At 64.1% G+C, this 10359-nt stretch carries 11 protein-coding genes and 1 pseudogene; 3 read left to right on the forward strand and 9 right to left on the reverse strand.

Translation table 11 applies throughout. From position 1 onward, the window contains the following. Nucleotides 1-47: 47 nt before the first annotated feature. Nucleotides 48-803: an SDR family NAD(P)-dependent oxidoreductase gene (locus DJ81_RS00975; protein WP_094588016.1), complete on the reverse strand. Its 756-nt coding sequence runs from the start codon at nt 801-803 to the stop codon at nt 48-50. Nucleotides 804-957: 154 nt separating this feature from the next. Between DJ81_RS00975 and DJ81_RS00980 the strand changes: the two genes are divergently transcribed. Both DJ81_RS00980 and DJ81_RS00985 read left to right on the forward strand, forming a co-directional pair. Continuing rightward, a complete protein-coding gene (locus tag DJ81_RS00980) occupies nt 958-2052 on the forward strand; it encodes an amidohydrolase family protein (RefSeq protein ID WP_094558189.1) in 1095 nt (364 codons plus the stop codon). Nucleotides 2053-2054: 2 nt separating this feature from the next. Further along, nucleotides 2055-2498 (forward strand): metal-sulfur cluster assembly factor, encoded by a 444-nt coding sequence (locus tag DJ81_RS00985; RefSeq protein WP_094558190.1) that lies wholly within the window; start codon nt 2055-2057, stop codon nt 2496-2498. 139 nt (nt 2499-2637) lie between these two features. On the opposite strand, the gene DJ81_RS00990 is transcribed toward DJ81_RS00985, so the two are convergent. The 3 genes from DJ81_RS00990 to DJ81_RS01000 form a co-directional block, all read right to left on the reverse strand. Next, nucleotides 2638-4632, reverse strand: coding sequence for an AMP-binding protein (locus tag DJ81_RS00990; protein WP_094588018.1), 1995 nt, complete (start codon nt 4630-4632; stop codon nt 2638-2640). Between the two features lie 129 nt (nt 4633-4761). Next, the gene (locus DJ81_RS00995) at nt 4762-5262 is read right to left on the reverse strand and encodes a gamma carbonic anhydrase family protein (protein WP_094558192.1); all 501 of its coding nucleotides are present in this window, start codon (nt 5260-5262) and stop codon (nt 4762-4764) included. A gap of 4 nt (nt 5263-5266) precedes the next feature. Beyond that, nucleotides 5267-5749 (reverse strand): hypothetical protein, encoded by a 483-nt coding sequence (locus tag DJ81_RS01000; RefSeq protein ID WP_249269045.1) that lies wholly within the window; start codon nt 5747-5749, stop codon nt 5267-5269. Between the two features lie 23 nt (nt 5750-5772). Here DJ81_RS01000 and DJ81_RS01005 point away from each other — a divergent pair, with 23 nt between their 5' ends. After that, nucleotides 5773-6177 carry a universal stress protein gene (locus DJ81_RS01005; protein WP_094558193.1) on the forward strand — a complete coding sequence of 135 codons (405 nt, stop codon included), beginning with the start codon at nt 5773-5775 and terminating at the stop codon, nt 6175-6177. Between the two features lie 814 nt (nt 6178-6991). Here DJ81_RS01005 and DJ81_RS01010 read toward each other — a convergent pair. The 5 genes and pseudogenes from DJ81_RS01010 to DJ81_RS19530 form a co-directional block, all read right to left on the reverse strand. After that, nucleotides 6992-7396: a helix-turn-helix domain-containing protein gene (locus DJ81_RS01010; protein WP_094522094.1), complete on the reverse strand. Its 405-nt coding sequence runs from the start codon at nt 7394-7396 to the stop codon at nt 6992-6994. Nucleotides 7397-7561: 165 nt separating this feature from the next. Beyond that, nucleotides 7562-8620, reverse strand: a complete 1059-nt coding sequence (locus DJ81_RS01015) for a sulfite exporter TauE/SafE family protein (protein WP_094522093.1) — start codon at nt 8618-8620, stop codon at nt 7562-7564. Next, nucleotides 8610-8774 (reverse strand): hypothetical protein, encoded by a 165-nt coding sequence (locus DJ81_RS19020; RefSeq protein WP_170938209.1) that lies wholly within the window; start codon nt 8772-8774, stop codon nt 8610-8612. Before DJ81_RS19020 ends, DJ81_RS01015 begins: the two co-directional genes overlap by 11 nt. A 280-nt stretch (nt 8775-9054) precedes the next feature. Beyond that, nucleotides 9055-10230 (reverse strand): inorganic phosphate transporter, encoded by a 1176-nt coding sequence (locus DJ81_RS01020; RefSeq protein ID WP_094588020.1) that lies wholly within the window; start codon nt 10228-10230, stop codon nt 9055-9057. 15 nt (nt 10231-10245) lie between these two features. After that, nucleotides 10246-10359 (reverse strand): annotated as a pseudogene (locus DJ81_RS19530) (YeeE/YedE family protein); the annotation flags it as partial.

The following is a 10359-nucleotide window of genomic DNA, read 5'->3' on the forward strand; positions in this document are numbered from 1 at the left end:
AGATGTCGCGGGTACGAAATAATAAGTGTTGCTCACCCCCTCCCGATTCAGGCGGTGAAGCCGCCGTCCATGACGAGATTGTGGCCCGTGACGAACGACGACTCGTCGCTCGCAAGGAACAGCGCCGCGTCCGCGACCTCCTCGGGTTGGCCCGCCCGCCCCAGCGGCGTCTGATCGAGAATGCCGCCGGCCGTGTCACCGTCCTCCATCGTCATCGCCGTCTCGATGAACCCCGGATTGAGGGCGTTGACGCGGATGTCATGTTCGCCGTGCTCGACGGCTAACTCCCGGGTCAAGTTCGTCACCCCGCCTTTCGAGGTACAGTACAGCGAGGAGTTCTCCAAGCCGCGGATGCCGCCGATCGAGGACATGTTGATGATGCTCCCCCCCTCGTCCTGCTCGCGCATCACCTCGACGGCCGCTTGGCTCCCGAAGAACACGCCCTTGAGATTGATGTCCATGAGCCACTCGTAGTCCTCCTCTGTGACGTCCGCTAAGGGCTTTTGACGCTCGACGCCGGCGTTGTTGACCATCACGTCCAGCGATCCGAACGCTTCGACGGTGGCGTCGACCGCCTCGTGGAGGTCGTCGACCGAGCTGACGTCGCAGTGGACGAATTGGGCGTTTCCGCCACCGGCCTCGATGAGATCGTGTGTCGGCTCACCGCCCATTCGCGGGTCGTCGCGGACGTCCGCGACGGTGATGTTCGACCCTTCCTCGGCGAACCGTCGAGCGATCGCCCGTCCGTTGCCGGAGGAGCCGCCGGTGACCAGTGCCGTCTTCCCTTGCAGACGCTCGGACATAACGGATGAAGCTGCTACTGCCGCTCAGATAAGTGTTTCTCGGGCTCCGGCCCAGTTGTCCGTATCCCGGCTCAATCGCGCACCGTCAACGCACACACGCTTCCCGCCGCTAACCCAAATGTTTATTAATGATTCATCTGTCCTACCACACGAGATGTTAGACAGTGGCTCACTTGTAGTGGACTCCGTGTCACACTGCTTCAACCACACGCCGGAGAATCACAAACACCCGCACGCACAGGTCTGGGACGACGAGACGTACGAGATGGGGGCGAAGATCCTCCCGGACGGGTACGTGCCGTCCGAAGAGGTCTTCTACCGCGATCACCAGCCCGAAGAGCTCGCTCGGCTCCTCTTTTTGGAGAGTCAGATCGACTACTCGGTGTACCACTCGCTGCCGCTCGACGACTACTTCCACGACGGCTACGTGTCCCGTGAGAAGGGGTTCGAGTTCATGGAGCAGAATCAAGAGCGCGTGTCGATGTACGTCGACGTCAACCCCCTCGAAGACGACGCGGGCGACCAGATAGAGGAGTTCGCCGCGAAAGACGGGGTCGAGGGCATCAAGTTCTATCCCGCGCGCTACCAGAACGGCAACGACCTCTCGCTCCAGCTGACCGAAGACGCCGTCTGGCCCCTCCTCCAGCGGGTCGCCGACTCGGAGGTCGACACGCTAGCGATTCACAAGTTCATCCCGTTCGCGACGGCGCCCGTCCGCTATTTCAAACCGGACGACATCGAAGACGCCGCCAACTCGTTCCCCGACATCAACTTCGAGATCATCCACGCGGGCTTCTCGTTCGTCGAGGAGACCGTCCTCGCGATGGCGAGCCACGACAACGTTTACGCCAATCTCGAGAACACGGCGTGTCTCGTCAACACCCGCCCGCGGAAGTTCGCGAAGGCGCTCGGTGAGATGCTCTACTGGGCCGGACCGGACCGCATCGTCTACGCCGGCGGCGCGACGGCGCTGCATCCGCAGCCCCCCATCGACGGCATCTGGAACTTCGAGATGCCCGAGGACCTCATCGAAGACTACGACTACCCCGAAGTCACCAAGGACATGAAAGAGAAAATCCTCGGAAAGAACGCGCTGCGCCTCCTCGATAAGGACCCAGAGCAGATTAAAAAAGACATCAAGGGCGACAAGTGGGACCAGCTCCGGGATGAGCGCGAAGAGAGCGGCGACTACCCCGCCGAGCCCTGGTCGACTTACGAGGCCGACTCGGCGCTCGCGTCCGACGACTGATCATGTCTGCACACACCGACCCATACGCGCGAACGGAAGCGGCCACGCACGTCACTCCGGACACGGAGTTCGACGACGAGCGCAAAACACGGATTAAAGCCGAACTCGACGAGGTACTCGACCCCTGTAGCTGTATGAGCGATCATCCGATCAGCATCCTCGATCTAGGTCTCGTCGAGTCTATCTCCGTCGACGACCGCGACGTGGAGGTAACCCTCCTCTTGACCTCACAGCGGTGCACGTACTTCCTCGATATCAACGACGAGGTGCGCGAGCGCGTCGAGGCACTCGACGAGGTCGACAGCTGTGAGGTCCACCAGGACACCAGCGGCCAAATCTGGACCAACGACCGGATGTCGACCGAGCAGCGAAAGGCCAGACGGAAGCGCTTCCACGATCAGATGGAAGCCGCCGGCGTTACGCCCTACGCCGAGCGGTCCGACTGACTGCAGGAGCCGAATCGGCCGAGTCGACCCTTCGACCCGTCGACTCCACGTTCTTTACGTGCTCACGCAGATCGCCCTGAGCGACGACGTCCGCGAAAATGATACCCCGCGGTCGCCGCAGTCTGTCCACCGCCTCCCGTTACGACGCCGCTTCGATCTCGTCGAGCGCCTCGGGGTTCTCGATGCTCGACATGTCGCCCAGCTCTTCGCCCTGGTAGAGCGACGAGATGGCCCGTCGGATCACCTTGCCCGACTGCGTCTTCGGGAAGTCGGAGACGAAGAGGATCTCACGCGGGCGGAACGGTTTGCCGTGTTCCTCGCCGACGAGCGCCGACAGTTCGCCGCGCAGGTCGTCGCTTCCGTCGTAGCCGTCTTCGAGGACGACGTACGTCACGACCGCGGTTCCGGTCGTCTCGTCTGGGACGCCGACGGCTGCGGCCTGGTTCACGGCCTCGTGTTCGGTGAGAACGCCCTCTATCTCGGCGGGACCGACCTTCCGGCCCGCGACGTTGAGTGCGTCGTCGGCCCGTCCGTGGAGGAACCAGAAGCCGTCTTCGTCCTTCTGGGCGAAGTCGCCGTGATCCCAGAGGTCGTCCCACGTCGACCAGTACTCGTTCAGGTAGCGCTCGTCGCCGGACCACAGCGACTTCGTCATCGACGGGCAGGAGTCGCGGGCGACGAGAAAGCCGCGTTCGTGACTGTCGGCGACGGAACTGCCGGCCTCGTCGACGATGTCGATGTCCATTCCCAGCCCCGGACCACCGAGCGACGTGGGCTTCAGCGGCTGGGTCGGCATCGGCATGAGGAAACAGCCGCAGATCTCGGTGCCCCCGGAAATGTTGATTATCGGGGCCTCGCTCCCCCCGACGTGCTCGTAGAACCACTGCCACGATTCGGGGTCCCACGGTTCGCCGGTCGAGCCGAGGAGGCGTATCGACGAGAGGTCGTGTCCCTCCACCCACTCGTCGCCGTGTTTGCGCAGCGCCCTGATGGCCGTCGGCGAGATGCCGAACGTCGACAGCGAGTGTCGGTCGATCATCTCCCAGAACCGGTCGGGTTCGGGGTGGTCGGGCGCGCCCTCGTACATGAACACCGTCCCGCCGAACGTGTGGTTGCCGATGAGCGTCCACGGCCCCATCATCCACCCGATGTCGGAGACCCAGAAGAAGCGGTCCGAGGGCTTGTGGTCGAAGCCGAAGTAGATTTCCTTGGCACACTGCAGCTGCACGCCGGCGTGGGTGTGTACGATGCCCTTCGGTTTGCCGGTCGTCCCCGACGAGTACAGCAGCATCGACTCCTGTGAGGCGGGGAGCGACTTGGTGTCGTACTCGTCGTCGCGGTCTTCGATCGCGTCGTCCCACCACTCGTCGCGCGCCCCCATCGGGACCTCGGCTTCGTCGCCGATGCGGTCGTAGACGACGGTGTGTTCGACGTGTCCCGCGTCCTCGATGGCGTCGTCGGCCGCCCCTTTGAGCGTGAGCGGCTCGCCGCGTCGGTAGAACCCGTCGCCGGTGAACAGCACCGAACACTCCGAGTCGTCGATGCGCGTGGCCGTGGCCTCGACGCCGAACCCGGAGAATATCGGGACCGCGACGGCGCCGACCTTGAAACAGCCGTACAGGATCGAGATGACTTCCGGGACCATCGGCATATACATCCCGACGGTGTCGCCGGTCTCGACGCCGACCGATTCGAGGTAGTTCGCCACCTTGTTCGACTGACGAGCGAGTTCGTGGTACGTCACTTCCCTGACGTCGCCCGGTTCGCCCTCGAAGAGACACGCGACGTTGTTTCTCGCCTCGGAGTCGACGGCGGCGTGGCGATCCACTACGTTGTGTGCGAGGTTGATCTCACCGCCGGGGTACCACTCCGAGAACTGCGGACCGTCGGTGTCGTCACGGACCGTGTCGTACGGCTCATAGAAATCGATACCGAGATACTCTGGCATGGTGTCCCAGAACCACTCGACGCCCGACGCTTCGACGCCGTCGACCTCTTCCGTTGTTCGACGGACGAGTTCGTCGTAGTCGTCGATATCGTACGTCTGCATGAACTCGTAGACGTTTGTCGACTTGACGAACTCCCGGCTCGGCTCGTGGATGATCGATGACTCTTGCTGGATATCCTCTGTCATGGTTGCGTACCTGAAGGATGCTGCAGCAATAGATATAAAATATCGGGGTCACCGCGGCGGGATCGTCGAGACGTGCCGGTCGACGGTCTCAGTCGACCGCCCGATCGTTCCGACCACTGATGGTCTCGGTCACTCGAACCCCCCGGCCGCTTTGTACCGACGGCCGAGGTCGACGTAGTGCCGGTGGACGCGGTCGATCTCGTCGCGTTGGGCGTCCGTGAGGGGTTTCGTCTCGGCCGGGGCGCCGTAGGCGAGGTGTCCCTCCGGTATCGTCTGCTCTTGGAGGACCACCGCGCCGGCGGCGACGATGCAGTCGGACTCGACCGTCGCGTCCCGGAGGACGCGGCTCCCCATCCCCACGAGGGAGTGGTCCTCGACGGTCGCGTAGTCGACGACGGCGTTGTGGCCCACAGTGACCTCGTCGCCGATGATCGCACCGTGGAGCATCGTGAACTCCTGGACGTTCGCCTCCTCGCCGACGACCGTGGACCCGCCGTCTCCCCGAAGACAGGTGAACGGCCAGAGGCTCGCGCGGTCGCCGACCACGACGTCGCCGATCAGGTACGACTGTTCCGAGACGAAGGCCGACTCGGCGACGCTCGGTGTCAGCTCCTCGAGAGTGCGTTGCATAGCGCTACCATGAGAATGAGACGGTATAGTGCTGCCGGGACCGCTGAAACTTCAGGCAATTCGACGTCGGCCGCGGTAACCCCGGCGTCGTCGTAGGCGACCGTCGCCGCTCGGGTCGTTGCCGGGGTCCGCGTGAGCGACTCTCGGAGCTGTAAGGCGAGCGAGTCGGTCTCCCGTCCGGTTCCGTGATGGCGACTGACTCGTTCAGGTCGTGATGCGCCGCGTACGCCTCGCTGACGAGGACACGCGCAATGGCCCCGTCGGTGATCGGACGGGCGTCGCACAGTCCGAGCGGGTCAGCGACGGTCGGCGCTTCGAGGACGTCGGTCGTGGATATCTCCTTCTGGAACTGGGCCATGTCGTTTCCGGGGGCGTTCCGGTGGTTCTTCACCGCGGTCGCGGCGAGGTCCGCTCGCGTCCCGCCGAACTCCTCGAAGTGCGCGCGCGCCGTGAGCGCGTACGTACCGGGGAGCGTCACGCTTATCACCGCACGCTAGTATCTCTCATGCGATGTATGAGATCCTACTCCCGGTAGACGACAACACCGATCGGGCAGCCGCTCAGGCCCGGTACGTCTCGGGACTTCCCGGCGAGACGGACGAGCTACGCGTGACGGTCGCTCACGCCTATCACGACGATCCGAGCACTACAGGCGATGACAGTTTCGACGAGGAGAGCCCGGGCGTGATCGAAGCAACGGACATCCTCTCTGCCGCCGGCATCGCGACAGAACAGAGGGAATTGTACGTTCCGGTTGCGGAGTCGATCGTGGATATGTCGGACGAGTTAGACGCGGACGAGGTCGTGCTGTGCGGACGAAAACGCTCACCGGCCGGTAAAGCGCTCTTCGGGAGCGTCACTCAGTCGGTTGCGCTCGAGTCGTCAATTCCGGTGACCATCGTCCCGGTCGAGTGAACACTGTCGGATTGATGGGTTTAGTTACCGACGGTCGTTCTCCCTTCTAGGAATGGCCTCCTATCGCCCGCTCCGACCGCGCTATGCGTTTCGATATAAGATAGTATATCTGACTTTTTCCTAAATATATAAGAAATATTATTAGACGGCCGTATCAGCGCTGCGTTTCTGGGCTCGATCACACTCGGATACGCTTCGCACGAGAACCGCAACTACCGGTCTTTCAACGCCTTTTGACCGCTCTCGATCTCGTTCGGACCAGCGGCCTAGATCGTTCCTCCCGTCTCTGGTCTCGATTTTAGAACAGTTGGAAATATGTGTGGTATCAAAACTAATTTATACTATATCTTAATATTTATGCCAAATAAATATATTTATTATAGTATCCGTATACGGACCTCGACCGAATCGAACGTGACGCAGAGGTATAATATTACTATCATAAATTTTATTCTGACAATTATGCGAAAATGGGTTCGTCTTTTTACCGGCGACTGTTGTCTCAAGTGGCCATCGCTTCGAACGCGAGCCACCGGCTTCGGGGCGGGCCGATCTCGGGGCGCCATCGGCCGCCTTCGGCGGCGTGTCTGCGAGTCGAGGCTCGCACCGCTGCGCGCTCCGCGCTCGATCACGTCGCCGCGTCTCCGACTCGGTATTGTATTTGAAAGACTATACCGTCAGATCGGAGCCGTCAGACAGACGCCTCCGCGGTGTTCCCGGCGATACTCGCGCGTAGCCCGGAAGTCGGCGTCGGAGATCGGTCGGCTTCGAAGAGTCGAATGGTCTCGTTTCGGACGATCGGGTCGCGTCGACGTCAGCTCTCGGCGGCCGGAGACGAGGTCTCCACCTGCTCGTACTTGTCCTCGAACTCCTGGATGAGCTGACCCATCTTCGCGTACCAGTCGTTGAGCATCCGCTGCATGTCGTCGGCGACCTTCTCCGGGTCGGTCGGCCTGTAGACGTGGTAGTACCCGCCCTGATCGTAGTTCACCTGTTCCTTCTGAATGAAGCCCGCCTGAAGGAGCCGTTGCACGGCCCGATACGCGGTCGAGCGCTCGCGGTCGACTTCGTCGGCAATTTCGTCGATCGTCAGCGGCGTTTCGGTCTGGACGAGCTCTTGGAAAACCCGCTTGTCGAGCTGTTTGAGTCCGTGGAAACACTCTAAGAGCCCTTCGCACACCATGTCCCGCTGGAGTTGTTCGGACATCGAATCTGGCATTTTGTTACCTATCCGTATGCCGTGAGCTCTTAAAAGACTTGTGTATAGATTACACAATTGTGCGCTAGCTTCGTCGGGTCGCGGAGCGACGACGGGTCCGCAACGGCGGGTCCGCGACGGCTCGTCGCGTGAGTCGACGGCCGGCCTCGACCAGAGCGGCCGCGTTCAGTCCGTCGTCGCCGTCTGTCGGCCGCGCGTCGTCCGCAGCGAGACGACCGACGTGTAGATGACCGCGGCGGCGACGACGACGGCCGCGCCGATCACGAGGACCAGTCCGACCGTCTCCATGAGCGAGTTCCCGATGTAGGACCCGATCTCGCCGATGCCGACCGCGATGGCGCCGGCGAGCAGCATCCCGCCGAAGTACACCTTGATGCCGTCGGAGTCGACGACGGCGGTCGCGGCGGAGCCGACGCGGGCGCCGAGCGCGCTCCCGAACAGCAGCGGGACGACGATGCCGAGGTCGACGCCGCCGCCCTGTCCGTAGAGGTAGCTTCCGAGCCCGCCGGAGAAGACGATCTCGAACAGGTCCGTTCCCACGGCGACGGGAACCGGGACGCCGATCGCGTAGATCATCGCCGGCATCCGGATGAAGCCGCCGCCGACGCCGAGGAACCCGGACAGGAGGCCGGTCGCGAAGGCGACGGCCGTGATGACCCACGCGGAGACGCGGACGTCGCCGCGGAGCGTCACCATCGGCGGAATCCGGACCGTCCGCTGAATCGTCTTCGCGATCTCGGGGATCTCGTACTCGCTGAGGTCGCGGTCGGCCGCCTCGTGGTCGATGCCGCCGCCGTCGTCGTTTTTCAGGGCGTCACGGGTGACCATCGCCCCGACGCCGCCGAGCAGGGCGACGTAGGCGACGCTGATGACGCCGCCGGCGAGTCCCAGCGATTCGAGGTAGTAGACGCTGGCGCGGCCGGCCTCGATACCGACGGTCGTCCCGGTGATCATGATCGCGCCGAGCTTGTAATCGACCTGCCCGAGGTCGTGGTGTTTCAACGTCGCGATGACGGCCGTCCCGAAGACGAACGCCATCCCGCTACCGACCGCGACGGGCGCCGGGTAGTCCAGCATCAGCAGGGCGGGGGTAACGAGGAACGACCCGCCCATCCCGAAGAACCCGAACAGGACGCCGACGACGAGGCCGAAGCCGACGAACAGCGCCGCCATCTCCGGGCTCGTCCCGAGGAGGCCGAGTCCGTCGGAGAGGCTACTGAGCATCCTCTTCGCCTCCGATTAGGAGTCGCATGAAGCGGGGCCCGAAGAGGCGCTCGATCCCGCCGTAACCCACGTACAGCACGATCGCTTCCAAGAGGATCGCGCCGATGAGCATGGCCGTCTCCGGGTCCCACGTGGGAATCTCTAACCCTGACATCGATCCGTCCCCCGGTCTTCGCAGTTGGAAATTCGCTGTTGGCACATTTCTGTTCAACTCACTCTACCCGGTTCACGCCTATAACGGTTTTGGGATTATCGCACAATACTATATCCGAATAACCTCGGGCCGACCATTCATAACTTATGCGTAACGTACTGCGCTCGCCGGTCCAGACGACCGGTCGGCGCACGCGCGGGACATCGGTCGCACGCGCGGCGGTGACGGCTGCGCTCGAAGCGAAGCGGCGGTCGACGTCAGAATACAGTGACGGCCGATTTCAGAGGAGGAGAGACGCGGCCGCGTACGCGAGCGCGAACGAGACCCCGAACGACCCCGCCCACGCTCCCACCGTCACACCGATTTTCCGGAGGTCGACCGCGTCCCGGCCGCCGACGGCGGCGCCGCTCCCGATGATGGCGCTGACGACGATCTCGTTGAACGACACCGGAACGCCGAGCAGGACGGCCAGCTGCGCGATCAGGAACGACGGAACGAGCGCCGAGATCGAGCGTCGCGGCCCGAGCGACGAGTAGTCCTGCGCGAGGGACTTGATCATCCGCGGTGCGCCCGTCCACGACCCGACGAGCATCCCCAGCCCCCCGCCGACGAGCACGGTGAACGTCGAAATCGTCCCGACCTCGTCGAGCAGGGGTAACAGCGGCCCGACGGCCAGCCCGACCTGACTACCTCCCGCGGAGAACGCGACGAGCGAGCCGAGCGCGAGCAACACGCGCCGGAGCCCGGCGCGCTCGTCGCGCCCGATGTCCCACCAGACGACGGCGGCGACGACCAGCGCGGCGACGCCGGTAACGGCGACCCCCGACGCGAGGCCGTCGACCTCCAGCGCCCGCTGTCCGAGACCGCGGACGGTCCCCGAGGCGCTCCCGTCGCCCAGGAAGCTGAACCGGACGTTCACGAGGACGGCGCCGACGAGACCGGCGAGCGCCGGAACGCAGTACCGCTCGGGGACCCCGGGACGCGGCAGGAGGCTCGCGATCCCGAACGCGATGCCCCCGCCGACGAACGGCGTCAACGTCCAGACGAGGGCGATCTGCCGGTACTTCGCCCAGACCGGGGTCCCGCCGAGCGCGAGACCGACGCCGATGACCGCGCCGGTCACCGTGAACGCGGTCGCGATGGGGTACCCCGTCGTGATGCCGACCGCCATCAACCCCGCGCCCAGCGCTAACACCAGGATGACGCCGGCGACGGGGAGGCTGATGTCGCCGACGAGGCCGCTCCCGACGGCTTCCGAGACGTTGCTCCCCTGCGTGACGGCACCCGTGAACCCGAAGGCTCCGACCAGGAGAGCGGCGCGCATCGTCCCGATGGCGTTCGCGCCGACGGCGGGGGCGAACGGCGTCGCGCCGCTCGACCCGGCGCCGATGACCCACGACATGAACAGGCTGGCCACTGCTGCACCGATGAAGAGCGCGAAAAGAACGGGGTCCATCTGCGGGTGGGCGGGTCAGTCCGCGCCCGCCGCGGCGGCGTCACGCGCCCGGGTCCTGCTCCGCCAGTACCCCTGGAGGTACGCGCCGACGAACATGCCGCCGAGCGCCCAGAGGATGGGGACGTTGCC

The organism is Halorubrum sp. Hd13 (assembly GCF_002252755.1).
In the GTDB taxonomy this organism is placed as follows: domain Archaea; phylum Halobacteriota; class Halobacteria; order Halobacteriales; family Haloferacaceae; genus Halorubrum.